This window comes from Streptomyces sp. NPDC032161, from assembly GCF_040636995.1.
In the GTDB taxonomy this organism is placed as follows: Bacteria; Actinomycetota; Actinomycetes; order Streptomycetales; family Streptomycetaceae; genus Streptomyces.
On the sequence record NZ_JBEZVN010000003.1, the window covers coordinates 353,540 to 379,320 of the forward strand.

A 25,781-nucleotide genomic window follows, 5' to 3' on the forward strand; every position below is an offset into this window, starting at 1 on the left:
GCCGGGCGCTCCTGACTCTCGATCCGTGCGTTTCTTTTTTCGATACGATCGTATCGCTTCTGGGCTATGGTTCCGGCACGGGTGCTTCGACCTGCGAAGGACGCGAAGGACGCGAAGGACATGAGGGGAAGGACAGGGATCGTGCGGGACGCCCTATGGAAGTTGTCGGCCACGGCGCAGGCGGAAGCCGTCCGGAGCGGGAACGTATCGGCCGTCGAACTGGTCGACAGCCATCTGGAACGCATCTCCGACGTCAACCCGCGGATCAACGCGGTCACGCAAACGATGGCCGACCGCGCCCGTGAAGCCGCGGCGGGGACCGATCGGAAGCGGGCCGCGGGCGAGGATCCCGGCCCCCTGGCGGGTGTGCCGTTCACGGTGAAGGAGTGCCTCGCCGTCGAGGGCGTGCCCACCACCTTCGGGACGGCGCGGTTCCGTGATCTGGTGGCGGCGACCGACGCGCCCCCGGTGGCCCGGCTCCGGGCTGCCGGAGCCGTACCCATCGGGCACAGCAACATGCCGACCATGATCCTGGCCGGGATGCACACCCGCAGCGAACTGTTCGGCGACACCGTCAACCCGTGGGACCCGAGCCGTACGCCCGGCGGCACCAGCGGCGGCGACGGGGCGGCCGTCGCCACCGGCATGGCCGCGGTCGGACTCGGCAACGACTCCGGCGGTTCGATACGGATCCCCGCCTCGTTCTGCGGTGTCGCGGGGCTGAAGCCCACCGCCGGACGGTTCCCCGCCGACCATCGTGTCCTCGGACCGGACGACCCCGGACCGGCCTCGCAGATGCTGGTGACCGACGGCCCGCTGGCCCGCCGGATCGCCGACCTGCGGCTGGCGTACGAAGTGCTGGCCGGAACCGATCCACGCGACCCGCGCGCCGTACCCGTACCGGTCCGGGGCGAGCCGCTGCCGGGTCCGGTGAAGGTCGCGGTCGTCGCCGACCCCGGTGGTCGCGGCGTCCACCCCACGGTGCACGCGGCCGTCATGACCGCGGCCGACGCGTTGCGGGACGCCGGATACGACGTGCGGGAGGTGGCGGACGTTCCGAGGCTGGACGAGGCACTTGAGGTGTACGGCCGGATCACCGTGACCGAGTTCGCCCCCACCTGGCCCGTGGTACGCACGCTGCTCGGGGCGGGCGGAGACCGGTACATCGCGATGGCGATGGAGCGGACTCCGCCCGCGACCGCCGCGGAGTTCATGAAACTGATGGGCACCTGGCTGGGCATCCGCCGGTCGTGGGCGGAGTTCCTCGACACGTACCCGTTGCTGCTCGGGCCGGTGTTCACCGAGCCGCCCGTCGAACCGGGGCTCGAGTCACGCGACGCGGCGGGACACGAACGGGTCCGCACGGGCATGCGCCTGTGCACGGTGACCAGCTTCGTGGGCGTGCCCGCGGTGGCCGTACCGACCGGGGTGGACGACGGCCTGCCGTCCGGCGTCCAGATCGTCGGGCGCGCGTTCCGGGAGGACCTGTGCCTGGCCGCCGCCCAGGAGATCGAGGGCCGGCTCGGAGTGCTCACGCCGCTCGACGTGCCGCTTCGGAGTGCTCACGCCGATTGACGTGCCGCTTGGGCCGGTGAGTGGTCCCGGTCGGCGGGCCCCGCCGACCGGCGAATCGCTCCACGGGCCGGTCGGCGGGCCCTGCCGGTCTACCGGCGGGGCGTGTGACGGTAACGGAGTTCGGTGAGCGTGACGTCGTCGTACGCATCGTCCTGGATCCCGCCGTCGGCCCGGTAGCCGGATCGTTCGTAGAAGCGGCGGGCCCGTCGGTTGTCCTCCAGGACCCACAGGACCACGGTCCGGAATCCCGGGCCCTGCTCGCCGAGACCCATACGCGCATGGGTCTCGGTGAGCAGGGCCCGGCCGACTCCCTGACCGATCAGATCGGGGCGGACGTAGAGGGCGTAGATCTCGCCGGCCGCCTCCTCCCACCCGCTCGTCTCCTCCTGCCCCGCGGCGGACGGCCGCCCCCGGTACGGACCGAAGCAGATCCACCCCACGGGTACGCCGACGGCGTCGACCGCGACGAGGTCCGTCGACCGCCGCCGCTGATGGGCGAACCATTTCCGCCGCTGTTCGGCGTCGTCCTCCACCGTCATCGCGTCCAGAGAGGTGCGGGGAACGATGCCCGCGTACGCGTGCTGCCAGCCCCGTACCCGTATCGCGGAGACGGCGTCGATGTCGGCTTCGTTCATCTCTCGCACCTGGAACATCGCGCCACCGTAGGCGGAGATCCCCCTCGCCGAGAACCGCTTTCGACACACAGCCCTGGAGCTGAAGCGCTGCTTCCTTGCGCTCGTCCAGGAATTCGACCGCATTCACACGCTGTCCGGGCACGCTGATCCACCACGAATGACGGAAAAGCCCTCAGGGAGCGACGTAGCGGAACTCCGGTCCGTAGGTCTGTCCGCTTCCGTCGGGAAGCGGTCTGCGCATCAGGCTCTGTGCGGGTTCCTGAAGCGTGAACATGCGGGACACCGCATCGTTGAGCAACTCCTTCGCCTGGGCGGCAACGTCCTGTTGCCAGGCCTGTTCCAGGAGGCGCAGCATGGCGCTGTAGGAGTGGTTGAAGGTGTCAAGGAGCTCCGTCGTCCCGGCGTCCGCCGCGGCGGGGCCCTCCCGTGGCCAGCCCCCGCTCGGCACGATGCCCATGGGCAGGGTGCGGGGCATCGGAATCTCCGGTCCCTCGAAGGCCCACCGCTCCGGGGCGTCCGACACCTTCACCAGTTCGCGGCCGTGGTAGATCTCGCGGAAGACGTAGAAATGGGCGAGTTCGCCGCGCTCCCCGGGATGGGGGTTCTCGGGCGATGCCGAAGTGCCCTCGCCCTGTTCCTTGATGACCCCGATCGCCGACTCGACGGCGCCGAGCGTGGTGAGGGCCACCAGGCTGTTGCCCGAACCGTGGTGCTCCATGTTCCTGGTCAGCTGCCGAAGTCCTCGGATCAGCTCGGGATGGGCGCGGAAGGCGTCCAGGATCGCCGTGTAGAAGGCTCCGATCGATGTGTGCGCCGCGACGCCTGCGTTCACGACCGGGTCGTCCGGTTCCTCGATCTGCGCGTACATCTCCAGCGACGCCTTTGTCAGTCCGCCGAGACTGACGGTGAGTCCGGGCCGTACGCCCCCGGGCAGCGGGCCCGGATACGCCGGCACCGACGTCTCGTCGGCCAGGCGGGGTGTGCCGCCGATCGTGGTGAGCAGGTTGCCGGCGAGTCCCAGGTGGGACATCTCGTCGAAGACGACGACACGCAGGGCGTCGGGAACGCGCTCGTCGCCGCCCGTGTCGTCGATCGACCACAGGCCGCACAGGTATGGGGGGAGGGTGGCGAGTTCCAGGAGAATCGCCTGCTGGGTCGCCTCCCTCAGCCAGTCGGCGTCACGCTGTTCGGCGGAGCGGTCCATCAACTCGACGATCCGATTGCTCTTCGCATTGAGATAGGTGCTCATCACAGACCTCCTCGGGCAAGTGGTTGTGAGCGGGCGTGGACAGCCCGCGCCCGAGGGCGTGGGCTATCGCCTGTGAGATGGGCTGACCGGTGTGGTCCTCGTAGTAGCTGAAGGCCGGACTCGGGTTGACCTCGAAGCAGTAGACGTCGCCGTCGTCGGCGAGGACCAGGTCGATCCCGGCGAGCGCCAGACCGAGCCGGGTGACGAGGTCCGTGCACCGCCGTGCCAGGTCCTCGGGCAGGTCCCACGGGGTGAGTTCGACCCGGCCGCCGTATCGGCCGGCGTAGCGGTAGTCCACCCGGTCGCTGTCGATGCGGGTGGCGAGCGGCTCGTCGGCCACCATGTGCACCCGGACGTCGACGCCGGGTACGTAGCGCTGGAACTGCACGGGGCACGACCGGATGAGCGGCAGCCGGTCGACGGCCTCGTCGTCCAGGAGGTGCACGATCGACCGCACCGCGCTGATCGACTTGTAGACAACCCGGCCGTGGCGGGCCCGGAAGGCCAGGGCGAGGGCCGGGTCGTCGGTGACCAGGGTCTCCGGGACCCGGAAGCCGGCTTGGCGGATCAGCTGGGCCTGGTAGGGCTTGGACCCGTTCGTCGCCGTCGCGGAGGAGCGGTTCATCACGCATCCCGGCGCGATCTCGATCCAGCTGCCGAGGGTCTCGTGCCACGTCTGGCAGTGCCTGAGGGTCTCCGGGCCGACCTCGGGCATCCCGGGCAGCAGCCGCCAGTCCATCAGCCGTGTGTAGATGCCGGTCACGGTGGAGCACGGGACGGTCCGGCCGTCGCACCGCAGCCGGCCGAGCACCTTGGTCCCCTCGACCTCGATGTCGAGGGAAGTGTCCATGAAGCGGCGTTGGTGCAGCACGGCGTACGGCAGACCCTGGCGGCGCAGCGCGTCGGTCACCAGTGCGACCGGCGGCTCGCTGGCAATGCCGCAGACGACGATCACCACGGCCTCCCCGGTAGCCGGGTCAGGTACGCGTGCAGGCGGGCGACGAGAGCGGGGCCCGCGATCCGCAGATCGGGCAGGAGCGTCGCCCCGGCGAAACGCGCGCCGTGCCGGTCGTCGAGCTCCAGGCCGACACCCATGAGATCGGCACCGGCCGCCCGCGCGAGCCGCCGGCACGCCGGGACGAGGTCGGGGACCGCCTCGCCGCCGAAGACGTGCTCGCCGAGCACCACCACGGTGCGGGCCGCCGCCTTTCCGGCCGCCGTCGGGCTCTCACCGGACAGCCGCAGCGGTGCCACCGGCAGCCCCGCCCCGGCCGCGAGCACGCTCCACTCGGCGGGGGACCGCCAGGCGCCGGACAGGCCCAGGGGGCTGGGGCGATTGACGGTGACGGGGGCGAGGCACTGGAGCCAGCTCAGCACGAGCGCGCTCATCTCCGCCATGGCGTAGCAGGTGTCGACCGCCGAGGCGAAGACGAGATGCTCAACGGGCGCGTACGTGAGCCGGTTGAGCACGCCGTCGATGTCGTCGCTCGCGAGGGTGCGACCGTCGGGAAGGGTCGTCTCGAAGCTCGCCCGACCCTCCTCGATGCAGTGCGCGGACCGCACCGAGCGCGTCAGCATCTCGGAATCGACGAGCTCGACCGGGTCCGGACCGCGTTCCCTCAGCCCCGTGCGCACCCAGCGCGCCGCCTGGTCCTCGGGGTCGCACAGCACCAGCCACATGCCGACACCCCCGCCGTCTAGGGTCCCTGGTCCTCGTGGGCCAGGGCGCTGGTCGACAGGTCGGGGCGCAGCTCCGGCGGGATGAAGTGGACGTGCGAGGAGTCCGTACTCGCCCAGGCCGGGACCGGGCCGACCGGCCGGGGGAAGCGGTCCGGCACCATCATGATCTCCTGCGGCGTGTCCTTGTGCTCCTTGTCCTTGCCCTCCTTGCCGTCCTTGTCCTTCATCTCCTTGCTGTCCTTGCTCTCCTTCTCGGTCTTCTCGGAGCGTGTGAGGTGGAGGGTCTTCTCCTCCTTGTCGCGGGCGTTGCACTTCAGGACGAAGTCGGTGGAGAGGCTCGCCGGGCCGCCGAACGGCACGTGCGCAATGGGGGCGACCTTGATGACGAGGTGCCCGCATCCGTTCGGTGGGATGGTCGGCGTCACCTCGTCCAGGGTGAAGCCGACCCCCATGTCGGTGCCCGCCGCGTTGGTCAGGTTCAGGCGGCCGGGGCCGACGTTGCCGATGTCGACCCTGATGTCCTCCATCGAAACTCCCGATGGAGCCCTCCGTTCGTGGGACCGATCCATGGATATCCGCGGCTGAAGGGTGTCCTCTTCGAGATCCGACACCACCCACACGAAGGAGAGCTCCATCGGCGCGTTGTTCGTGATCCGCACGTGCCAGGGGCGGTCGGCCGACTTGGAGATGTCCAGTCTCACCAGGAACACGTCCCGCGGTTCGCGGCTCCAGGTCGCGGTGCCCACCTCGAACAGCGTCTCGTCCTGGATCGATATCTCTTCCGGGGAGCGCGGTACCTCGGCGAACTCACCCGCCCCGGTGCGGAGTTCGATGGTCGGGGCCGCCTCACCGGGCGGCTCGCAGTCCGGCCCCACGGCAATGAGGCGAAGGAACATGCCCGACGCCTGCGCGCCTACGTGGAAGGCCACCGGGGCGCCGGTGGTGTCGGAGGCGAGCCGGAGCGGGCCCGCCTCCGGCAGCATCTGGAATATCGGCTCAGCCATTGTCACCACACTCCGAGCGGAACGATGTCGGCGTAGACCAGCCGTCCTGTCCCCTCGACCGCTGATCCCGCCTCGCTCGTGGTAGGGGGATGCGTCTCGAATTCCTGGACGACGACGCGTTGGGGTCGATCGCCGGTGTCGGGGAGGTCCAGGTCGCGCACCTGTCCCAGGGCGCCGGAGGTGCCAAAGACCGTGGTCCAGCCCGCGCTGCCGCGCCCGGCGGCGTCCCGTACCTGCAGTTCGGTGCGGACCGTGTTCGGCCGGGGGCCGGAGGGGCCGAGGCCGTCGACGACCACGGTGCCGTGGCCCGGCGTCCGTGTGACGACAAGGCGGCGGTGGGGCGGGAGTTGCACGGGCTCCGTCTGGACCGAGGGCGACAGCGACGGGACCCCTGCGACGGTGTGGGACTGGTAGCGGGCCAGTGCCAGCCGTACGAACGGGAAGTAGGAGGACGTGACGAGCGGAGACAGGTCGATGTCGGCGAACCAGCGGTCTGCCTGCTCGTCGAACTGGGCGGAGTACGCGATCAGGTCCACCGAGCGCTGCAGTTCCGGCAGCTCTGCTCGGTCGCCGGCCTGCGGGGCGTTGACATGGGCCTCGGTCAGGATCGCCGGCGGGGCACCGGTGTCCCAGATCGGATCGCGCCCCGCGATGCTGATGTACTTCAGCACGTCGTCGGGGGCCGCGGGGCCGGGCCAGGTGAGGACGGCCAGGGCCTCATCGGCCCCGGAGGCGTACCAGGGCCGTTCGAGGAGGACACGCAGCCCGCCGCCGTGGCGCCATCGGGTGAGCGACCGTTGCCCGTCGTTCGTCTGGGTCCAGCGGAAGGTCGGCACGGTGTACAGGAGCTTCGGCGCGGGTGGGCGGGCCGAGCTCGGTACATCGGTCACGCCCAGGGCTCCGTCGGCGAGGCATGCCTCGGGATCCTCGGCCGTGGCGCGGGCGAAGCAGTCCTGGAAGCGCGAGACCCCGGTCACGTCGTACGTGACGTGCCGACGGCGGGTGTCGCCGAACTCCTGGCAGATCGTGGGGAACGCCTCGTGCTGCGGGGCCCGCTTGACGTCGTACGAGCCGACGAACGCCGTCCGCTTCTGCGGCCCCGGCTTCGCCGGCGGAAGATCCTCGTGGTCGGTCCACTCGGCGCGCAGGTCGAGCCGCCCGGTACTGGCGATGTGGATCTTCAGATCGCCGGTGAGCAGGACGGTGCTGGTGTCCCCGGCGTTACGATCGGCGGTCAGCCACCCGGTGGGGTCCGACCGCGGCCGTTGCACGGCATGGACGAGGGTGACGGTCCGCGGAGGTGTGACGAGGCGATTGTGGCCCTGGGTGATGTGCTGGAACTCCGGCGTGCTCGGATTGCTGGGGTCGATGCCCAGCCAGGCGACGATGCCGAACAGCTGGACGCCTCGGTCCCCCGGACACGACGGGATGTCGAAGGTCACCTCTTCGGCCGGCCCGAGCGCGACCGTGAAGACGCGCTGGTCCGGGGACCGGGTGATGGTGCAGCCCGAAGGGGCGTCCACCAGACGCAGGGCGATCGGATCGTACGTCGGCCACGTGCCCTTCCAGACCGCGGTCCTCTTGTCCCCGAGGACCGTACCTTCCTTCCCCGTGTCCGGGTCGACGGGCCGGGGCCGGGGGTTCAGGGCGATGTGCGAGCCGGCCGGGTCGGGCAGCCACGGCAGGACGACGCCCGTCTCGGGGAGGACGACGTACGGAGCGGCGATGCCGGAGGCGGCTTCGGCTCCCACGACTTGTGCCCCAGGGATGTGGGACACCTCGCGATCGGCCCGCTTGGCGACCTCGAAGATCTCCTTCACCTTCGCGGCCGGCACGTCGGGGCCGAGAGCCGCGTCGAACGTACGGTCGTGCTGGATGGCCAGTTCCAGCGAGCACTTGGGGGCCAGAAGGTGGCGCAGATCGAAGGCGCGATGCCCGTGCGCGGCCGCGTAGTCGCTCACCGACTGGCCGCGGTCGCTGCGGATCACCATCCGGTTCAGGGTCTCGCCGTCGGCCAGCGCACGGGTCGGCACCAGCTCCGGTGGCAGCAACGGCTCGAAGCGGTGGTACGTGAAGATCTCCGACTGCTCCTCCTCGGGCCCGGCCTCCTCGGAGCGCGGTCCGCCACCGGCGAGGTCGGCGATCCGGACCCGTAGCCGGTACTCACGGCCGAACCGCAGGCGCGGCAACGACCCCGGGTCGCACTCGACGACCGCCTCGAAGGGCGGAGGGTCGGTCGGCGCGGCCATCGCGTCGCCCGTGTCGACGACCCGCTCGGGCCGTTCCGTCACCTGACTCCAACCGTCCCATCTCGCCACGGCCTGGTGGATGTACAGCGCGTCCTGCGCTCCGGCCCCGGTGACCGCGGAGTCGGGACGCACGTACCCCTCCTCCAGCAGGCCACGGCGGCCGTCGCCGGACGACTCCTGACCGATCGGCACCCCGCCGATCATGTAGCGCACCCGCCTCCGGCACAGCGAGTACCACTGCTCGGTCGTCACGTCGTAGATGTCCATCCGATAGCCGCCCAGCAACGAATCCGCTGTCAGCGGCAGGGTGGTGAGGCCGTCGGACGTAGCCCGTTGCTGCGCCCGCTGCAGTTGCTTGCGATGCTCCGCCTCGCGGTCCCGCTCGACGAGGGCGAAGCCCATCGAGTGCAGGGCGGGCAGCGCGCCGACGTCGGCCGAGTCCTCCGACGGCGCCCGGGCGCGGTCCGACTGGGCGGCGCCGACCATCCGCAGGGCGGCCCCGTCCACGTCGAAGGGCATCACCTCGTACCGCGGATTGGCGGACGGCGCCACGCCGGCACCGGCCAGGGGCAGCATGCCCCGCTCGTACTCGGTGGCCCCCGGTCGCGTCAGCGACGCGGCGACGAAGCGGTTCCCGTCCAGGACGTAGGCGGTCTTCGGCGACAGGTCGTCCTGCGCGGCACCGGTCCAGCCGGTCGGCGGGGAGCTGTCGGGGTTCGGCCATCGCGGGACGACCCGCAGTTCCTTGACGTCTCCCTCGGCCAGCTGGGCGGCCGGGACCGCCAGGTCGATCAGCAGCCCGAGCGCGCGCAGCAGCATCGGGTGGTCGGCGAGCCGGGCGACGATGTCGTGGAAGTCGTGCACGGCCTCCTCCGCGGGTGTCGGCACCGTGAAGGAGGCCTCGTCACGGCGGTAGAAGGCGTACGCCTCGGCGATCGCCGACCGGTGTGCGGACGGGTCCGCCGTCGCGCCGTCCAGCGGGCCGAGAGCCGTCTGCCACATCGCCGCGACCCGGCCCAGCGCCTCCCGCAGCTCAAGGTCGGCCTCCGGGACCCTGCCGTCGTACTCCAGATGCGTGCCGGCCGTGGCCGTGTACGCGTCGCGCACCTCCGTGGCGGCCTCGGAGGCGGGGAACTCTCGGACGTCCCGTCCGGCGTAGGAGGTCGTCCGGTACGGGCGCACCGGCGTTTCGCCCGTGAACAGCGCCTGCCACGCGGACAATTGCTGCGTCGTCGAGAACGCGACCTCCTTCTCCTCGGGCGTGACATGGGGGACCCGGTAGGAGGTGACGAGCTGTGTGCCGCGGAAGACGTCGAACCGCACCGCGGACAGCCGCTGCGGCCAGGTCTGCATCCCGAAGTCCGACAGCTTCCTGTTCCCGTCCGGCCCGAGCAGCCGGGGTGTCAGCAGCACGGACAGCAGCGCCATCGGAGCGGAGTGACCGGACACCGGCCCGGCCCGCCCGGCCGGGATCGGGGTCCAGACGAACTGTCGCTGCGCATCGGTCACCGGCATGGGTCACTCCTCACGCGAAGGCCCGGCAGTACGTCTGCCACGGGAACGACTGGCCCTGGGGTCCCAGCGCGGCCTCGACGGACGAGGCCTGCGGTGCCGCGGACGAGTCCGACAGGGCCTGCTCCGGAGCGGGCGCGAGGCTGGGGCCCTTGAAACTCTTGTGGCATTCGAGCGTCACGGAGGTGGACCAGAAGGTGAGGTCCACGCTGATGACGAGTCGGGCGGCGCCGTGCAGCTCGTTGCGCTCCACGCTGTAGGTGAGGCTGAGCATCAGCTCCACCGACACCCTGATCAGTCCCAGCACCGACACGCTGCCGCCGATCCGCAGGTAGCCGGTGATCTCGATGTCGCCGCCCTTCTTGACGAAGACGACGCCGCCGAAGACGTGTACCTCGCCGGCCGCGACGCCGAAGTTCATGGCGACGCTGGCACCGAACTCGATGCCGCCGACGAAGCGTTGCAGCCCTCCCTCGGACTCCCCGGCGCTCACGCCGAGCTCCAGGTATCCGCCGCCGCCGAACCCGGAGACCGTCACCAGGAACGGCCGTTCCCGCGTGGCGAAGGAGAAGTCGATCTCGATGGGCCTGTTCTCCAGTGACAGGGTGAGGCCGATGTCGATGGCGAGGTTCTGGAGGGTGAAGACCCCCATGCCGAGCGTGGGTACGGCGATCGCGTACGTCGCCTTGATCCGTACCGCCGACATCTCGATACGCGGCCCACCGCGCCCGGCCTGCGGGATCTTCTCCGCCAGCGTCCTGACGAAGTTCAGCTTCCCCGCGAGCCGGGCGTCCGCCAGGTCGAAGGTGAGTGCGGGACGCTCGCCGGAGTTGGCGGTGAAACGCACCTTGTTGAAGGTGAGGACGACCAGGGCGGCGCTGCGTTCGGGGATCTCCAGGGTGAAGTCCGTGACCTCGCCCGTCGTCCGCAGGTCGGGCCGGTCGCCGACGAGGTTCGAGACCACTTCCAGGAACACCGACGACGTGGGGGTCTTCGGATGGAAGGGCTCCACGGCCGTCGACAGTTTCTCCCGCCACGTCAGCTTCGCGGACGGCGCGCCGACCACGTCGGACCACGTGATCTCCGGGCGCGAGGTGATGACGGAGACGATGCGGCGGAGCGGGACCACCCCGAAGAGTTTGGAGTCCTCGGTGAACAGGTCCTGCGGCCGCGGTGGGAAGGGGCCGCCGGCGATCGGACCGGCCTTGCGCGCGATCTCGGTGACGGCCATGTTCGGGGCCGCCACCATCCCTGTGCGCGCGCCCGCCGCGGCGAAGTCGAGCACCTTCGGCTGCAGCAGGGCGAGCATCACGTCGGGCGGCCGGTCACCCGCAGCGGTCTGCAGGAAGGCCTTCGAGAACTCGGCCGGCACCGTCGGCGTGGAACCGAGCAACTGGCGTACCGCCGGCAGGGCCACCTCCATCCGGGTCACCCGGGGGTGGAAGCCGACCCCGTTCGCTGCCAGGGCCGTGCCGACGCCGCCGAAGGACATCGACCGCACCTCCTGCACCGCGCCCTCGAGAGGGCGGGTCGCCGACTCCATGGCGAGGGCGATCCTGCGCCCGACGTCCCGCGTGGGGCGCCCGGTGTCGCGCTGGATTCCCGACCGCGGCCCGCGCGCGTACTCCGCGTCGAGGGCCGAGGCGTTGGACGTGCCGGTCGCCGTGTCCGACACGAACAGCATCGGCAGCTGGAAGTCGACGACCTCCCGGTCCGCCCGCGCCCGTACGGTGAACTCGACGGTCGCCCCGGACCGGGTGGGCCAGAACGCCTTGGGCAGCCATGTCGGCTCGTCCAGCTCCGTCAGCTGCCGTGGCTCGACGGAGATCTCCTGGAACGGGAACGCCCGCTCGTGCGCGCCGCCCTGGCCGACGCCGTAGCGGCGCGTCGGCTCGGTCACGATCAGGACGCGCTTCTTGCGCAGCGCCGCCACGACGGACGGCGACGACTCGAACCGTCGCTCCGTCATCTCGACGTACGCGGCGCGGTGCCCGAACGGGAAGAGAGCACCGCGGGTGAGAACCCGGACGTAGTAGTCCCGTCCCATGGCGGACTGGTGGGCCCAGTCCAGCGTCGGCCACGAGGCCGAGGCGGAGAACCAGGCGCCGTAGGCGCTCAGGATCAGCCGGTCGACCGCCACGTACTGATCCGGGTACTGGACCCCGAGCGCGGCGATCGTCGCCACGTGGTGTCCCAGCGGGGTCGCCAGGCCCGGCTCGTCCGCGAGGGCCTTGACGGGTTTCACCTGCAGGGGCTCGGCGCTGTCGGGGACCCGTATCCGGCTGTGCCACAGTTCGGTGGTGCCGTCCTCGCCTGCGACGGGCAGGGCGTGGTGTGCGCATCGGGCGCCGGTCGGCAGCCCGAGCAGCAGACGCCAGGGCAGTTCGAGCCGGGTGCCTTCCTGCCCTGCGGTCTCCGGCGCGGTGACCAGGGGCAGGCGCGCCATCGCGCTCAGTACGCCGTCGACGGTGAGCGGCACGACCTCCTGCCCGAGGGCGAACGCGAGACATGACGGCCCCGCGATGCGCGCCTGGCTGTTCGGTCCGGAGTCCTCCACCGTCTCGGTGATGTGCTGCGGCGGGAGCTCCACGATCAGCCGGGCGCCCGCGTGTTCGGCGAAGACCTCCACCACCCCGTCGGAGCGGGCCCGTTCCCGCAGCCCGGTGCCCCGGACGGTCAGCGCGACGAGGTCCTGGGGGCGCAGCGCGTGGTAGCCCTGCGGGTCGGCCCAGATGTCGATCAGCTCCCATGCCGACCAGTCGCGGTCGAACCACCGGTGCACCAGCGCGGTGCCGGCCCACACGGCGAACACGTCGGTCCGCCCGGCGTCTTCGGAGACCGCGGCCAGGTGCGTGGTGCCGTCGGCGCCGGCCGTCAGGTCCCCGCCCAGGTCCTCCCAGTCCGACGGCTCCGTCCACGTGCTGTGCCACAGCCCCGTGGCGCCGGCCGCGAAGAGGCTGTGGTTGGTCGCGGCGAAGCGGAGCGGCACCGGCCCGTCCTCGGGGAAGGGGGCGAACTCGTCCCAGTCGGCCGACCAGCCGTCGGAGTAACGCCGCCGCAGGATGAGTCGCCGCTGCGCGTCCGCAACGAGCAGGTCGAACCGACCGGGCGCGACGGAGACGGCCTCGAGCGGGCCGGAGGCGTACGGCCCGGCGTGGAGCACGGTCCTTGCGCCGTTCAACCGCCAGTGCGTGATCTCCCGGTCACCGTCGGGGAAGAGCACGTGCAGGTCGTCGGGTCCGGTCGCCGCCACCGCGTACCCGCACGCTGCGGGGTTCGGGGTCAGCGGGCCGCGCGACGTCCACGGCGTCCAGCCGTCCTCCGCGAGGCTCCTGTGCTGCACCTCGCGCCCGCCGCAGAGTGCGAGGAGTTCGATCCGGCCCGGTCCGGACCGCGTCGCGGTCAGCCAGCCGGAGCCCGTCGGCGTACCGGGGGACGTCCAGGGGCGGCCGAGCGAGTGCCACGCGCCCCACTCTCCGTCGAAGGTCCTGTGCCACACGCCGCCGCCGTCGTCGCCGACGAAGACGTCGAGTCGGCCCGGTGCGGGGGAACAGGCGGCGAGCGCCGTCACTGTGGCGTTTCGCATGGGGCGTCACCTCGTGCCGACGCGGTCGCTACAGGGTCTGGTACGCAGGCGACGCGGGTGCCGACGCTCCCGTCGCCTGTGTTCCGGACGGTGCGAAGGCGAATGAGGGCGGGGCCTCCAGCAGACGGCGGGAATGGTCCCGCACGCGATCGATGTAGTAGTCCCACGGGAAGTACGGGCCCGGGTCGGTGTGGTCGTTCCCCGGCACGTTGTAGTGACCGCCGAGCCCCTTGAACCAGCCGCGGGTGCCCGGGTCGAGCGGCACCTCGATCGGAATGTCGTAGAGGTCGCACAGATACGCGGACAGCTCCGCGGAGGAGTCCAGCATCTCCTCGGTCCAGTCGGCGGGACCGGTGGCGCCGGGGTAGCCGTACTCGTGCTCGATGCCGAAGTAGACGCTGTTCCCACCCTTGCAGTGCCAGGCCTGGTACTTGCCGTCCCGGGGGCCGACGGTATCGGGGTCGGGCAGCGGAACCATCTGGACCCGGCGCCCGTCCCTGGCGACGACGAAGTGCGCCGAGACCCGGGACACCGGGTCCTGGAACCAGCTGACGGCTCCGTCGTAACTGCCGGCGGTGTAGTGGACGACGATGCCCTGGGGGACCATCGCGCTCCCCCCGGAACGATGCGGACTGTTCTTGTAGCCCACACTGGGCCGCCTTGTGCCGGACAGGTTCATGTGCATGCGCAGGCCGGCCGATGTCACCTCGCCATCCGTCTCCAGGGCATGCGTCGTGACCTCTCCACAGGTCGGGCAGACCAATTGCACCGTTTTGCTCGTCATTTCCGCCTCCGAGGCTGAGGGCCCGGTTCGGCCCTGCGCGCGTTTCGGGCGCTCGTCACTCGGCCACGGGATCGGCTGACGGACGGACCCGGCTCACGGGGAAGGAAGAGATGGTCTTCGTGCCGACGGCGCGGAGATCAGTGACCGGACAACTATTCGATCCTGTCAGGCGATTCCGTTCCGGATGAGGCTGTCTGATTCCATCCTCATACACGTTGCGGCATGCCTCAAATCGGGCCGCTTGCGATGCGGGACGGCGTCCGCCACGTCCCGGGATCAGACGATGACGAACGGTGGCCTCGTCGCGAAACAGTTGTAGATCACGAAATTCCCCTGCCGTTTCGCCATGTTCTTGATCGCCGTCGTCGTGTTCGCGCCGTTGGGAGATGCCCGGCATCGGGCCGCGCAGTACGCTGGGCGTACAGGCGCCGTGCGCCTGGTGGACCGGTGAACCGGCAGGTGCAGGGCGCAGGAACGAGCACCGCACGAGGCGCGGGCCGATACGCCGAACAGGACGTGCCGCCATGACTGTTCGTACAGCTCTCCCCGCTTTCTCCGAATTCGTCGATTCGCTGTACACCGCCGAATTCGAAGCGTACCGATCCCGTCCTGACACCGCGATGCGGGACGCCGAGGCATTCGAGGAAGCGCGCCGCTATCTGATCGAGCGGAACGCCGGAATGGACGCGGTGCACTCCTTCGCGGGACCCGACGGCGACATCGTCGACTGCGTACCGACCGAACGGCAGCCGGGCTTGGCGAGAACCGGGAGCAAGCCGCTGCCGACGCCCGATCCGCCGCCCGAACCCCAGGCGTATGCGGATCCCCCGGCTTTCGTCACCGAGCCGCCGCAGTCGCCGCCACCGCAGTTGAGGCCCGACCGTCGGGACATCTACGGCAATCAGATGCTGTGCCCGGAGGGCACCGTCCCCATACTGCGGCTCACCCTTGAACGGCTCGTCAGGTTCCGCACACTGGAGGACTTTCTGCGCGGTGGTCTGCAAGTAAGGCGCGACGAGGAGGGTGTGGCACACCCGTTCGGGAAGATCTGGGGCAACGCGTACGACAGACGCGACAACCACGGCGGCTCCAGCGGGGTCAACGTGTGGGCGCCGCTGGTGTTCGGCGTCGAGTCCTCGGCATCGCAGCAGTGGTACACGTCGGGCACCAGCTCAAGCCCCTTCCAATCCGTGGAGTGTGGCTACCGGCTGGGCCCGCCCTTCGACAACAAACCGCGGCTGTTCGTGTTCTACACGCCGGACGGCTACACCTCCGTCTGCTACAACGACTGGCATGCCGGAACGTGGGTGTACCGGACGGGCGCCTCGCACGTCCTCGGTGCGGCGCTCACGGCTTCCCAGCCGGGTGCGCCCGTGCAGTACCGCATGGGCTTCTTCCTGACCGGCGGCGCATGGTGGTTCAGCATCGGCGACGACTGGATCGGCTACTACCCGGCCACCCTGTTCGGCTCCGGCATGCTGGCGAACAAGGCGGCCAGCGCCGGTTTCGGCGGCGAGGTGGGCGGGGCCGGGACGGCGTTCCCCTCCATGGGCTCGGGGGAGAAGCCGCCCGCGGGCTACGGCCACGCCGCCTACCAGCACGACATCATCACCGCCCTGCCCACGGGAGCGGAGTCGGCCGACCTGGCGCCTGAGCCCACCTCCGAGAACTGCTACGGCCTCGAAGTGACGAACCACTCCGGTTCGTCGTGGGGCAGTTACCTCTTCTTCGGTGGCCCGGGCGGACTCAACTGCTGAGCCGCGGTCTCCGGGCCGCCGGGCGACGCGGACGTCGATGCCGAATGGCCCTGGTGGGCCACGGGGCACGTACCCGGCTGCTCCCTCGTGCAGGTCGTGCGCCGTACGGAATGGGAGTCCACCAGGGCCTGGGCCTGCGTCAAACCGCACAGCCGGCAAGCGGAACCTTGACGACGGGGCCTGCAACAGCGCCTGAACGTCACGGAGTTCGGTCGGCGGTGAAGCGGCTGCTCGGCCCGCCCCGCAGCCGGCCGCTCGGTCACTGCGGCTCGCCACCGCCCCGGCGACCACGAGGCCATCGGTGGAGCGCCCGGCGAGCACCAAGGCGGCCGGGTCGTCGAGCAGTTCGGGCCCAAGTGCGGATCACGACAACTCGGTCTGACCTGTCGACCCTGGTCTGGCCCGTCGGCGCCGGTCTGGCCCGTCGACCACGGTCCGGCCCGTCGGCGCCGTGCGCGTGCCGGGACGCGCCGCCATCGGGCCCGCCCCGGAGGCGACCGCCCATGGCTGTTACACAGCTGAGTGAATGCCCTGGCAGCGGCGGGCCGCTGTTCGATCCGAACGCATCCGGCTCCGACAAGGCTGTCGTGTACGGACTGGTGACCGGGGAAACGAACACCTGCCAGGGGCTGTTCACCAACCTGGCCGACCCGGCGATCTGGAAACCGTTCCGGAAGCCGCTCGCTTCCCATGGGCTCTCGCACGTCGTCCCGACCAACGCCGCCCACCCCGCCGAAGCAGCCTGAAACCACTCTGTTCCTCGAACACCCCCGCGGCAACCGCATGGCCCAGCGGCAAGCGGCTACCCGGCACGGCAGGAGCCGCGAGACGGCTACTCGGCACTGCGGGAGCCACGGGGCCCAGCGGTGCCGCCGCAGCGGCGACGGTGGCTGGTGTCGCACCAAGGGGGAATGCGGCTGCGCCGGCACGTACAGATCGCGACGACGAAGCGGTTCGAGACGTGCGTGACTCCGTCGGGGCCCGTGACTTGCACCGGCCCCTCCACCAGCAGGGGGCCTCGTTCCGTCACGGTGACACGGCGTACGGCATCAGGTTCGTTCGGCACGGATGACCACCAATTCCTCGGTCTTCCTCTCGCCTTCCAACAGCTCCCGCTCACGCAGCCAGCTCTCTCTGGAGAGCAGGACGGGTCCGAGAGGTATGTGCACACGGTTACTGACAGTCGCTTTCAGCCCCACGCGGTCGAGACGCTCGAGTGTGGTGCAGGGATCGCACAGTCCGGAGTGCACCATCAGAAGTACCCCGCCCCGGCGCAGCATCGCGGGCGCGGCCTCGCAGACCCGGTCGACCACCGCCCGGCCGTCCGTCCCCGCGTCCCAGGAACGGGCGGCGCCACGTCGTGGGATCTCCGCCGCGGGAGCGGGCACGTAGGGCGGGTTGCACAGCACGAGGTCGAAGGTGCGCGCGCGGACGGCGGAGGTCAGATCACTGCGGCGCACGGTGATGCGGCAGAGATGAAGAAGCGCGTTGAGGCGCGCGGTGAGGACCGCCCGGCGTGTGATGTCGACAGCCGTCACCTTCCCGCCCAGTTGCGCGGCCCGGATGGCCAGAACCCCGCTCCCCGTTCCGATGTCCAACACTGCTGCCCCGGGCCTGACGCGCTCCTGGTCGAGTGCCGCCATCAGCAAGCGTGTGTCGCGTTGAGGCGCGTAGACCCCCGGTGGCTTCACCAGAAGGGGCATTGAAGAGTCCACGAGCCCGTCAGCCATGCGCCTGCTCCTGTGGGAGAAACCGAACCGCTTCCATGGTCTCTCCGGATGACGTCGGCCGCCGTTCGGAGCGACCGCGGAACCGCTCCGGGACGCACCGTGAGAGCGCGGTGGCGTTCCGTCTTTCATGCGCCCCAGGCAGCGAGGAGCCGTGCGCCGAGACGGTCCTCCAGGTGCGAGGTCGCGGCGATGCCGAACGCGACGTCCGGCTCCAACTCGGGTTCCGTGTCGAGGAGTCCACCGATCACGTCCCGCCGGACGACCTGTTCGTGCACGGCATCGGCTTCCACGTGCTCGCTGTAGAAGAACTCCGCGGACGGCCCGGCACCGGTGCGCTCCATGGCGTGCGCCAGGCGCCGGGAGGACGGCGACGAAGTGATCTCCACGGCGGCGAAGTGGCCCACCAGAGCCCCGCGCAGGCGTCGGTGCAGCCCGAAGAACGACATGGCGTTCACCAGCGCGAGCATCTCGGCACAGCCGGTGTCCACATAGTGGCCGTAGCGCGTCTCAAGGCCGAGATCCGCCATGAGGTCGGCGAACAGCCTGGCGTGCACACGCTCCGCCCTGCCGCCGCCGAATTCGTCGTACTCGACCGCGGCCATGCCGGCCTTGGCGCGACCACTGAGCCGTGGCAGCACCCACGCGTGCGGGTCCGCCTCTTTGAGGTGGTAGAGGGAACGCTGTTTCACGTACTCACGCAGGTGGTCCAGCGTGCCCCGCTCCTCAAGGAACTCCGATACGCCGCCACCGTCGACGGGTTCGGTCAGCAGGCCGGACAGGAGTTCGTCCAGCGACCGCCGCGCACCCGTGTCACGGCGCAGAGCGGCCAGGAAGCGGTGCTCCAAGGCTGCGCGGAGCGCGAGAAGCGGGGGATCCCACTCCCGGTCGGGATCGACCCCGGCGAAGCCTCGGTAATGCAATTCGTAGCAGGCGTACAGCGCCAGTTGGAGATCGCCGCCGTAGGGGTCGGCCCGGCTCACCGCCGCCGTGTCGGGCAGCGCACACCTGTCCCCCAGTGCGCCGATCAACGCGGCGGACAGCGGGCCACGGTGCCGGGGAAGCACGGGCCCACGACGGTCACCGGCCATGCCTTGCCCCCTTTCCGAGCCGTTGGCGCGCCGCGCGACCGCAAAGGGACGGGGCGCGGAGCGGACCGCTCATGTCCGCTCGCGGCCATCGCTCGACGCACGGTCCATCGACGCTCGGTTCCACTGTTTCGATACTCGCTCCATGTACGGTCTCCCGCACGTCCACCACGAGCGCGACCGCAGCGCTGCCGAGGAGGGGACCGTCCTCCTCCACCAGGAATACCCTTCGCACGGGTTTCGGAGCCCAGATATCGGAGATCTGTCCGATATGGCGCAATTCGGATACACGATGATGACCGAACAAGCCGGGCCCCGGACTCTCGTCGAGGACGTGGTGGGGGCCGAACGGGCCGGGTTCGACTTCTCGGTCGCCTCCGACCACTACTTTCCCTGGCTGGACTCCCAGGGCCACGCTCCGTACGCCTGGAGCGTGCTCGGCGCGGCGGCGCAGGCGACATCGACCATCCCGCTGATGACGTATGTGACCTGCCCGACCACCCGGTACCACCCCGCGGTCGTGGCGCAGAAGGCGGCGACCCTGCAGGACCTTTCCGAAGGGCGGTTCCGGCTCGGCCTGGGTTCCGGCGAGAACCTCAACGAACACGTGGTCGGTGCGGGATGGCCTTCGCCACGGGTGCGGCTGGAGATGCTCGAAGAGGCTGTGGAGATCATCGCGGCGCTGTTCGACGGCGGGTACGTGAGCCGTCGCGGGGCCCACTTCGCGGTGGACCGGGCCAAGATCTGGGACCTTCCCGCCACACGTGTCCCCATCGGCGTCGCCGTCTCGGGACGGCGGTCCTGCGAAATCGCGGGCCGCCTCGCCGACCTCGTCATCGCCACGGAACCCGAACGGGAGCTGCTGACGGTGTTCGACCGGTTCGGCGGCACGGGGAAGCCGCGGCGGTTCGGTCACGGCTGTCCCGCTGTCGTGCGGGCCTCGGAGCGAAGCGGGCCGGTACGCGCCACCGGCGCGCGGGCCGTCAGGTGTCAGGCACCCTGCACGCCGTCGGCCGTCTCCCTACCGCCGATGCGGAAGGGGTCCCGCCGAACCGGCCGGGTACTCCTCCAACGGGACGAGGTCCCTGTCCCAGGCCGTGAGCACGGGCTCCAGGACCCGCCACGCAGTCGGGAGTGATGGCGCCGACCAGCACACGGTCGCCGGGTCGGAATTCCTTCACCTCGCTCCCCACAGCGTCCACGACACCCACCGCTTCATGTCCCAGCGTCAGGTTCTCCCGAGGGCCGATGCCCCCTTGGACGGTATGGGAATCGGAGGTGCAGATGAGTGGCCCGGGTCGTCCGCACGACGGCGTCGCCCGGACCCGGCTGCGGAATCGGCTTCTCCATGAAGCCCACACGCCCGATTTCCTTCATCACGAACGCCTTCACAACTGCTCCGTCCCTCCTGCGGTGCACCGCCGTCATCGAAGCGGCGGCCGAGCCGGACCGAATCGGCTCTCACCCCCCCGGGCGAGCAATGGCCGGCCTCGTGGCGGCGGCTCCCACGTTTACGGAAATCGTGTCGGGTCGCGACGCAGCCGCTCTGGAAGCAATGCTTTCCAGTGAAAACAGGGGGCTGCTCGGCGCAGACGGACCTTCTGCACGACACAGCCGCGCCGAGGACCGGCCCACGACCACCGGGCTCACTCCCCACCGTCGCGGATCACGACGACCGGGCAGCGCGCGTGCTGAGTGCAGTGCTGGGCCACCGAGCCCAGCAGCAGCCCTGAGAAGCCCCCGAGTCCCCGGCTGCCGACCACCAGCATGGACGCACCTCGGGAGGCGTCGATCAGCACGCCGGCGGGGGTGCCGTAGCGCACTTCGGCACGTACTTCCACCGGGGGCCGCGATCCCGTGACTTCCTCGACGGCCTCCAGAAGTTCTCTGCGTGCCCGGCCCTCCAGAGCCGCTTCATCGCTGCTCGACGGGGGCAGCCAGCCGAGGGCACCGTGGAACTGCGGGAAGTCCCATGCGGTCACCGCCTCCACCACGGCGTGAGTGAGCTCCGCCTGACGCACGGCCCAGCGAAGGGCCTGCTTCGATGAGTCCGAGCCGTCCACGCCGACCACGATGCGGTCCGCCTGCTCGCGCTGGTCAGCCACGGTTCCTCCTCGACTCGACGGTGTGGGAGAACCGCGCGGGTCTGCGGTCCGCCGCCACCTGTCTCGTCCTCCAGCCTGATGCCGGCCGCACCGTATGCCCAGTCCGACGGAGCCGGACGGGGGCCGGGCAGCGCCTCGCGGCCGCGACCTGGACAGGACTCACAAGGCGCTGGTGGAGGCCGCCGTCGGCAGCAGGTCGAGTCACCCCTGTCGGGGTTGGACCCCGTGAGCATTCGCGATCTCGCTGTCGACGCGCCGTGGCGTCGTCGCCCAGGACGGGAGCCAGACCGCCTCGGCAAGCCTCGGCAGGGTTCCGAGGTGGGCGATGATCCGACGGAGTTCTGGATGCGGATTCGTTCTGGGGAGGATGAGCGAGAGCGGGTATGCGAGGGTCGGATTCACGACAGGGATGCGGCGTAGGTCGTGGTTCGTCGGCCAGATGTACCGGTCGCGTGACCCGACGAGGGTGGCCACGTCCGACGAGTCCGCGAGGGTGTCCAGGAGCACTTCGTCTCCGAAGTGCGGGCCTGCCGCGTCGATGCGCAGGTCGAAGTCGGTGGCGAGCTGTTCGTAGAACTCCGCCCATTCGCTTCGGGGTGCGATGCCCGGCACCCAGATCCGGTGCTCACGCAGCTGCGGTGGTGTCAGTCTGCGGGCGGAGGCGAGCGGATGTCTCGGGCCGACGAGGAGTTCCAGCGGGGAGTCGAACGCGTGGATCATCTGCACGTCGGGCGGCAGTGCGGCCGGGTCGGTGACGGTACGGAACGAGGCATCGATATCGCCCGCTTCGACGGCGGCGACCGCCACGCGCGGGTCGTCGACCCTGAGGGTCACCACGTCGAGCTCGGTTTCGGGATGCGACCGCCAGTAGTCGTGCAGCACAACGGCCTGCGCGCTTCGCAGGCCGAGAACGTCGATCCGCAGGGCCCGGGAGCCCGGCCTGACCGCGGTGACGGCGCGGTCGACACCCGTGACGATGCTCCGCGCGTGGGGGAGAAACGCCTGACCGTCGAGCGTCAGCTCGACCCCACGGGGGGTACGTGCGAACAGACGGACTTCCAGCTCGCGCTCCAGCGCGGCGATCCGTTTGGAAACCGCCTGCTGTGTCACGCCCAGCTCATCGGCCGCATGCCGGAACTGTCCGAGCTCGGCCGCCCGGACGAACGAACGCAATGCCTCGGTGTCCACCGGTTCACCTTACGAGCCGGCGCGTGACAGTGGCTGAGGGTGTGGTCGCCGATCCACCTGCGGCACGATCTGCCGCACTCGGCGCCGGGGCTGCTGTTCGGTGTCCAGGTCCGTCGACCGGTTGCCGGACGTGGCGGGCGGTGTGCGTTCGTCCCGACGCCTGCCTCCGGCACTTCTCCGACGTGGAGGTGCTCCTGGACGACGGCTGCCCCGGGCTCCGCCGTGACCACCCCGGCGAGGCGGCTGACCGCGCCACGACAGCCTGAACAACAGCCTTCCGGCAGACCACCGCATGCTCAGCCGCCATCACGCACCAGCTCGTACGTCGGGCAGCCGGGCCACGGCGACGCGACCCGGCTATCCGACTTGTGCTTGAACGGCTCAGCGCAGGCAGCGGCCACTGACCGCACCAGCAGCTTCATCCACGACGTGGCCCACCCTTCGCAACCGAGTGAGGGCCGCCCCCGAGGGCGCGAGCGCGGACGCATGACAGCCGGAACGCGCCGCACGTCGGGCGCTGGTGACGGATACCGCACATGGCAGCGCCCTTTGACAAAGCCCGGTCGCTCCGCTCGTTCCACATACCGGGCCCTGGCGGGCGCACGACGACAGCTGCGGCACCTCACCGCATTGCCGGAACGTCCGCATACATCCAGTATGCGGACGTCCCTCCGCCTTGCGGTGCACCGCATCCGACGCCGCGCGCTGATACACCAGGGATTACGGGACAGCCCTCAGGGCGTTTCTTCCGGATCACCCTGCTGACCAGATGAGGATGGCGGCGATGTAGTTGGTGACGGCCTTGTCGTAGGCCGTGGATACCCTGCGGGAATGAGTAACGCGATGTGGGATGCCCTGGCAGCGACACCCCTCCCGGAAGTGCGGCGCCGCGCGGCCATCATGGACGACCTCGCCGAGGTCGAACCGGTGACGGTGACCGGCGCACGCCGTCTGGCCTGGAACGACGGCGGCGGCCAGTCCGCGGTCTGGTACTTCGCGGAGGACGGCCGCGTGCTGCTGCTGACGTTCGACCACGAGTCGGACCTGAATCTGTACGCCGAGGAGGATTTCGCCCTCCAGGAGTCCTTCTACGACGGCGTCCCCGAATCCCTCGTCGCCCTGGTCCGTGACCGTCCCGAGAACTACGAGTCGCTGAACCTCACGGACTCCGCGACGGGCCGGACGATTCACCACGCAGGCGGTGTCTTCTGGTACGACGGCACGCGCTGGCACATTTCCGACGGCCTGGCGGAGTACTGCCGCCGCGAGGACGCGGACCTCTTCGGCGAGTCCGGCTTCGACTACTGCCTGGACATCTACCGCTTCGGCCAGGACTTCACCCCGGAGACCGTCGTGGCGATCCGCGACGAGGACGGTTCATACGAGGACGAGAAGGAGAAGGAAGCGGACCTGCTCGGCGTCCGCGAAGTCTTCACCCGGCACGGCTGAGGGCTGTCCCGTAATCCCTGGTGGATCAGCGCGCGGCGTCGAATGCGGTGCATCGCAAGGCGGAGGGACGTCCGCATACTGGATGTACGCGGACGTTCCGGCGACGCGGCGAGGTGCCGTAGCTGTCGTCGTGCGCCCGCCAGGGATTACGGCACAGCCCTCAGCTTAAGCTAGGGCTTGTGGTCCGGTACCGGCTCGGGCAGTCCTGCGTACCAGCCCTGGACCGCCAGCCAGAATCCGGCCATCACTATGGCAACGAGCGCGACGCGGCCTGCGTACCCGGCAATGGACGGCCCGATTATCCATCGCCGGGGCAGCAACCACGCTGACAAAGCGGCTACGACTCCGACGAGAACGGTCAGCGGAAGCTCCGCGTACAGCACGCTCCAGTCCGGCCCTGCTTCGAATCCGGCGCGCGCCCGGAGTTCGGCATCCGCGGCCCATCCCAGCAGCCCGACGAATCCACCGGCCAGGGCCACCCCGGTACCACTCAGCGCTTCAACTCGTTCCCTCATGATCACTGGAGACGCCGACTGCTTCGTAGGAGTTCCCGAAGAACCGCACGATTCTCCGTCGCGAGGCAGGAAGGAACGTTTGCGTGGCCTGACGAGCCCCAGCCTCGGGACCCGGATCGCTCCCAGGACCAGCCCGAACTGCGGTGAGTCACCCCGCTGTCCGGCTGTGACTACAACCGACAGGGGTTTTTGCCCCTGCTCGACTGCGAGGTGGATCTTGCTGGTCAGCCCGCCCCGGGAGCGCCCGAGGCCGTGGTCGGCCGGCTCGGCGAAGACGCCGCCGGGCGGTTCCTTCCGGAGATCCCTCCCTTTCGCCGCCCCGGCTGCGTACTGGCGGGCCCGGCAGACAGTGGAGTCGACGTTCACGTCCCAGGCAATCAGGCCCTTGGCGTCCGCCTCGGCCCGGAGCTGGGTGAGGATTCTCGCCCACGTTCCGTCCCGCTGCCAGTGCCGGAACAGGTCGTGGACCCGGCCTCACGATCAGCACGTCCCACAGAACGTGATCAACAACGAACGAGATCCACTTTCACAAAGGACCCTAGTCCGTCTCCTCGTGGGTGCGCTGTCCGCCCTCCAGGACCTGTTGCACCAGCAGGTCGCGGAGGGGGTCGGTGATGTGCCAGGAGTGTGGGGCGGGGTGGTGGTCGTACAGCGCGCATGGGCATCGGGAGCCGGTGGTGAGGTTGTGCAGGGTGGCGGGGCATGGGGGTAGTTCGGCGAGGTGGTGCGTGCGGTGTCGGCCGGTGCTGGCACTGGCGTTGGTGTCGGTGTCGGTGTCGGTGTCGGTGTCGGTCCAGAGGAGCCACAGGTCGTGTGTGGCTGCTGGTTCGACTGCCCAGAGGCGTGCGGCGTGCTGGGTGTGTGTGCGTCGTGTTCGCCGAGTTCGCACAGTGCGTGGCCGTCCATGCCGGTGTCGGGTGGGTTGTCGGGTCCGCCGGGCATGGTGGTGAGGGCGACGATGGCGTGTATTTCGGGAATGTCGGTGAGGGCGGTGCATTGCAGCATGTCGGTTCTTCTCCGTGGTGGTGCTGGGGGCGGGGTGGTCCGGGGTCTGCCTGGGCGGTTACGGGAGTGCGACGACGGTGACGTCGTGTAGTTCGCGGTGGAGGCGGGAGGCGAGCATGCCGGGGAGGCGGGGTTCGCCGTAGGGGGCGAGGACGTCGTTGTCGGAGGTGTGCCATCCGGTGTCGGTGAGTTGGTAGAGGGCGCCGGACACTCCGTGGAGGCGGGGCTTGCGTACGCGCAGTACGGCGTGCTCGGTCCGGCGCAGGAAGGGGCATTGGTGGATGGAGGTGTGCGCGTGTTCGGTGCACAGGGGTGGCATGGAGGTGAGGGAGCGTTCGGGCCAGGTCGGGGGTGAGTCGGGGCGGTGCCAGTCGAGGAACAGCCATCCCTGTCTGTTCCGGTCGGCGGGGTTGCCGCAGATCTGGCAGAGCATGTTTTCCATGCAGATGCGTTGGCGGTGGACGTGCATGCGGTTGTACTGCACGCGCCCGGTGGTGGTTTGGTCCATGCGTACCCACAGATTGCCGTGGTGGTCGCGGTCCCCCGGTCGTGGGTGGCGGTAGGCGAGCCGGGGCCCACCCCGGGCGAACTCGATGGTCAACTCCGCTTCGCGCACCGGTTGTTCGGTGGTGCGCGACGCGATGTACGGCGTCATGAGGGGCATGAGGGCGCT

Annotated in this window: 21 protein-coding genes and 3 pseudogenes; 6 read left to right on the top strand and 18 right to left on the bottom strand. The window is 70.1% G+C overall.

Going from position 1 to position 25,781, the window contains the following annotated elements; genetic code table 11:
- Window positions 1-120: 120 nt before the first annotated feature.
- A complete protein-coding gene (locus AB0E67_RS11920) occupies window positions 121-1,575 on the top strand; it encodes an amidase (RefSeq protein ID WP_362024387.1) in 1,455 nt (484 codons plus the stop codon).
- Between the two features lie 89 nt (window positions 1,576-1,664).
- Here AB0E67_RS11920 and AB0E67_RS11925 read toward each other — a convergent pair whose 3' ends face one another.
- The 8 genes from AB0E67_RS11925 to AB0E67_RS11960 all read right to left on the bottom strand — a co-directional run bounded on the left by AB0E67_RS11925 (window position 1,665) and on the right by AB0E67_RS11960 (window position 14,274).
- Window positions 1,665-2,228: a GNAT family N-acetyltransferase gene (locus AB0E67_RS11925; RefSeq protein ID WP_362024389.1), complete on the bottom strand. Its 564-nt coding sequence runs from the start codon at window positions 2,226-2,228 to the stop codon at window positions 1,665-1,667.
- A gap of 154 nt (window positions 2,229-2,382) precedes the next feature.
- Window positions 2,383-3,459, bottom strand: a complete 1,077-nt coding sequence (locus AB0E67_RS11930) for a ferritin-like protein (protein ID WP_362024392.1) — start codon at window positions 3,457-3,459, stop codon at window positions 2,383-2,385.
- The gene (locus tag AB0E67_RS11935; protein WP_362024395.1) at window positions 3,389-4,417 is read right to left on the bottom strand and encodes an ATP-grasp domain-containing protein; all 1,029 of its coding nucleotides are present in this window, start codon (window positions 4,415-4,417) and stop codon (window positions 3,389-3,391) included. Before AB0E67_RS11935 ends, AB0E67_RS11930 begins: the two co-directional genes overlap by 71 nt.
- Window positions 4,411-5,139 carry a hypothetical protein gene (locus AB0E67_RS11940; protein ID WP_362024398.1) on the bottom strand — a complete coding sequence of 243 codons (729 nt, stop codon included), beginning with the start codon at window positions 5,137-5,139 and terminating at the stop codon, window positions 4,411-4,413. The genes AB0E67_RS11935 and AB0E67_RS11940 overlap by 7 nt, the downstream gene beginning before the upstream one ends.
- Before the next feature lie 17 nt (window positions 5,140-5,156).
- Entirely contained in the window at window positions 5,157-6,143 is a 987-nt protein-coding gene (locus AB0E67_RS11945; protein ID WP_362024401.1) for a hypothetical protein, read from the bottom strand.
- A gap of 2 nt (window positions 6,144-6,145) precedes the next feature.
- The gene (locus AB0E67_RS11950; protein ID WP_362024404.1) at window positions 6,146-9,907 is read right to left on the bottom strand and encodes a hypothetical protein; all 3,762 of its coding nucleotides are present in this window, start codon (window positions 9,905-9,907) and stop codon (window positions 6,146-6,148) included.
- 10 nt (window positions 9,908-9,917) lie between these two features.
- Entirely contained in the window at window positions 9,918-13,490 is a 3,573-nt protein-coding gene (locus AB0E67_RS11955) for a hypothetical protein (protein WP_362024407.1), read from the bottom strand.
- Between the two features lie 28 nt (window positions 13,491-13,518).
- On the bottom strand, window positions 13,519-14,274 hold the full coding sequence (locus AB0E67_RS11960; RefSeq protein WP_362024410.1) for a peptidoglycan recognition family protein: 756 nt from the start codon (window positions 14,272-14,274) through the stop codon (window positions 13,519-13,521).
- Window positions 14,275-14,798: 524 nt separating this feature from the next.
- Between AB0E67_RS11960 and AB0E67_RS11965 the strand changes: the two genes are divergently transcribed.
- Together AB0E67_RS11965 and AB0E67_RS11970 are read left to right on the top strand one after the other, a co-directional pair.
- Window positions 14,799-16,031 carry a neprosin family prolyl endopeptidase gene (locus AB0E67_RS11965; RefSeq protein WP_362024412.1) on the top strand — a complete coding sequence of 411 codons (1,233 nt, stop codon included), beginning with the start codon at window positions 14,799-14,801 and terminating at the stop codon, window positions 16,029-16,031.
- Window positions 16,032-16,534: 503 nt separating this feature from the next.
- Window positions 16,535-16,777, top strand: a complete 243-nt coding sequence (locus AB0E67_RS11970) for a hypothetical protein (RefSeq protein ID WP_362024415.1) — start codon at window positions 16,535-16,537, stop codon at window positions 16,775-16,777.
- A gap of 86 nt (window positions 16,778-16,863) precedes the next feature.
- On the opposite strand, the gene AB0E67_RS11975 is transcribed toward AB0E67_RS11970, so the two are convergent.
- The 3 genes from AB0E67_RS11975 to AB0E67_RS11985 form a co-directional block, all read right to left on the bottom strand.
- Window positions 16,864-17,097: a CDGSH iron-sulfur domain-containing protein gene (locus tag AB0E67_RS11975; RefSeq protein WP_362024417.1), complete on the bottom strand. Its 234-nt coding sequence runs from the start codon at window positions 17,095-17,097 to the stop codon at window positions 16,864-16,866.
- The gene (locus AB0E67_RS11980; protein WP_362024419.1) at window positions 17,081-17,761 is read right to left on the bottom strand and encodes a HemK2/MTQ2 family protein methyltransferase; all 681 of its coding nucleotides are present in this window, start codon (window positions 17,759-17,761) and stop codon (window positions 17,081-17,083) included. The genes AB0E67_RS11975 and AB0E67_RS11980 overlap by 17 nt, the downstream gene beginning before the upstream one ends.
- 125 nt (window positions 17,762-17,886) lie before the next feature.
- On the bottom strand, window positions 17,887-18,849 hold the full coding sequence (locus AB0E67_RS11985; RefSeq protein ID WP_362024422.1) for an iron-containing redox enzyme family protein: 963 nt from the start codon (window positions 18,847-18,849) through the stop codon (window positions 17,887-17,889).
- Window positions 18,850-19,117: 268 nt separating this feature from the next.
- Here AB0E67_RS11985 and AB0E67_RS11990 point away from each other — a divergent pair, with 268 nt between their 5' ends.
- Window positions 19,118-19,984: a TIGR03557 family F420-dependent LLM class oxidoreductase gene (locus AB0E67_RS11990; protein ID WP_362024424.1), complete on the top strand. Its 867-nt coding sequence runs from the start codon at window positions 19,118-19,120 to the stop codon at window positions 19,982-19,984.
- 46 nt (window positions 19,985-20,030) lie between these two features.
- On the opposite strand, the pseudogene AB0E67_RS11995 reads toward AB0E67_RS11990, so the two are convergent.
- The 3 genes and pseudogenes from AB0E67_RS11995 to AB0E67_RS12005 form a co-directional block, all read right to left on the bottom strand.
- Window positions 20,031-20,207: pseudogene (locus tag AB0E67_RS11995) on the bottom strand (alcohol dehydrogenase catalytic domain-containing protein); the annotation flags it as partial.
- A gap of 285 nt (window positions 20,208-20,492) precedes the next feature.
- On the bottom strand, window positions 20,493-20,951 hold the full coding sequence (locus tag AB0E67_RS12000) for a universal stress protein (protein WP_362024427.1): 459 nt from the start codon (window positions 20,949-20,951) through the stop codon (window positions 20,493-20,495).
- 201 nt (window positions 20,952-21,152) lie between these two features.
- Window positions 21,153-22,139, bottom strand: a complete 987-nt coding sequence (locus AB0E67_RS12005; RefSeq protein WP_362024430.1) for a LysR family transcriptional regulator — start codon at window positions 22,137-22,139, stop codon at window positions 21,153-21,155.
- A gap of 99 nt (window positions 22,140-22,238) precedes the next feature.
- Here AB0E67_RS12005 and AB0E67_RS12010 point away from each other — a divergent pair.
- Together AB0E67_RS12010 and AB0E67_RS12015 are read left to right on the top strand one after the other, a co-directional pair.
- Window positions 22,239-22,403, top strand: a pseudogene (locus AB0E67_RS12010) (IS5/IS1182 family transposase); the annotation flags it as partial.
- Between the two features lie 567 nt (window positions 22,404-22,970).
- The gene (locus tag AB0E67_RS12015) at window positions 22,971-23,588 is read left to right on the top strand and encodes a hypothetical protein (RefSeq protein WP_362024432.1); all 618 of its coding nucleotides are present in this window, start codon (window positions 22,971-22,973) and stop codon (window positions 23,586-23,588) included.
- Between the two features lie 170 nt (window positions 23,589-23,758).
- On the opposite strand, the gene AB0E67_RS12020 is transcribed toward AB0E67_RS12015, so the two are convergent.
- The 4 genes and pseudogenes from AB0E67_RS12020 to AB0E67_RS12035 all read right to left on the bottom strand — a co-directional run bounded on the left by AB0E67_RS12020 (window position 23,759) and on the right by AB0E67_RS12035 (window position 25,772).
- A complete protein-coding gene (locus AB0E67_RS12020) occupies window positions 23,759-24,103 on the bottom strand; it encodes a hypothetical protein (RefSeq protein WP_362024673.1) in 345 nt (114 codons plus the stop codon).
- A 75-nt stretch (window positions 24,104-24,178) separates the two neighbouring features.
- Window positions 24,179-24,352, bottom strand: a pseudogene (locus AB0E67_RS12025) (IS5/IS1182 family transposase); the annotation flags it as partial.
- A gap of 289 nt (window positions 24,353-24,641) precedes the next feature.
- Window positions 24,642-24,992: a hypothetical protein gene (locus AB0E67_RS12030; protein WP_362024434.1), complete on the bottom strand. Its 351-nt coding sequence runs from the start codon at window positions 24,990-24,992 to the stop codon at window positions 24,642-24,644.
- Window positions 24,993-25,166: 174 nt separating this feature from the next.
- Window positions 25,167-25,772 carry a hypothetical protein gene (locus AB0E67_RS12035; RefSeq protein ID WP_362024437.1) on the bottom strand — a complete coding sequence of 202 codons (606 nt, stop codon included), beginning with the start codon at window positions 25,770-25,772 and terminating at the stop codon, window positions 25,167-25,169.
- Window positions 25,773-25,781: the final 9 nt, after the last annotated feature.

Excerpts from the sequence above, each read along its gene's own strand:
- AB0E67_RS11920 (WP_362024387.1), top strand. The coding sequence starts at position 121 with ATGAGGGGAAGGACAGGGATCGTGCGGGACGCCCTATGGAAGTTGTCG.
- AB0E67_RS11925 (WP_362024389.1), bottom strand. The coding sequence starts at position 2,228 with ATGTTCCAGGTGCGAGAGATGAACGAAGCCGACATCGACGCCGTCTCC.
- AB0E67_RS11930 (WP_362024392.1), bottom strand. The coding sequence starts at position 3,459 with ATGAGCACCTATCTCAATGCGAAGAGCAATCGGATCGTCGAGTTGATG.
- AB0E67_RS11940 (WP_362024398.1), bottom strand. The coding sequence starts at position 5,139 with ATGTGGCTGGTGCTGTGCGACCCCGAGGACCAGGCGGCGCGCTGGGTG.
- AB0E67_RS11945 (WP_362024401.1), bottom strand. The coding sequence starts at position 6,143 with ATGGCTGAGCCGATATTCCAGATGCTGCCGGAGGCGGGCCCGCTCCGG.
- AB0E67_RS11950 (WP_362024404.1), bottom strand. The coding sequence starts at position 9,907 with ATGCCGGTGACCGATGCGCAGCGACAGTTCGTCTGGACCCCGATCCCG.
- AB0E67_RS11955 (WP_362024407.1), bottom strand. The coding sequence starts at position 13,490 with ATGCGAAACGCCACAGTGACGGCGCTCGCCGCCTGTTCCCCCGCACCG.
- AB0E67_RS11960 (WP_362024410.1), bottom strand. The coding sequence starts at position 14,274 with ATGACGAGCAAAACGGTGCAATTGGTCTGCCCGACCTGTGGAGAGGTC.
- AB0E67_RS11965 (WP_362024412.1), top strand. The coding sequence starts at position 14,799 with ATGACTGTTCGTACAGCTCTCCCCGCTTTCTCCGAATTCGTCGATTCG.
- AB0E67_RS11970 (WP_362024415.1), top strand. The coding sequence starts at position 16,535 with ATGGCTGTTACACAGCTGAGTGAATGCCCTGGCAGCGGCGGGCCGCTG.
- AB0E67_RS11980 (WP_362024419.1), bottom strand. The coding sequence starts at position 17,761 with ATGGCTGACGGGCTCGTGGACTCTTCAATGCCCCTTCTGGTGAAGCCA.
- AB0E67_RS11985 (WP_362024422.1), bottom strand. The coding sequence starts at position 18,849 with ATGGCCGGTGACCGTCGTGGGCCCGTGCTTCCCCGGCACCGTGGCCCG.
- AB0E67_RS11990 (WP_362024424.1), top strand. The coding sequence starts at position 19,118 with ATGGCGCAATTCGGATACACGATGATGACCGAACAAGCCGGGCCCCGG.
- AB0E67_RS12015 (WP_362024432.1), top strand. The coding sequence starts at position 22,971 with ATGAGTAACGCGATGTGGGATGCCCTGGCAGCGACACCCCTCCCGGAA.
- AB0E67_RS12020 (WP_362024673.1), bottom strand. The coding sequence starts at position 24,103 with ATGAGGGAACGAGTTGAAGCGCTGAGTGGTACCGGGGTGGCCCTGGCC.
- AB0E67_RS12035 (WP_362024437.1), bottom strand. The coding sequence starts at position 25,772 with ATGCCCCTCATGACGCCGTACATCGCGTCGCGCACCACCGAACAACCG.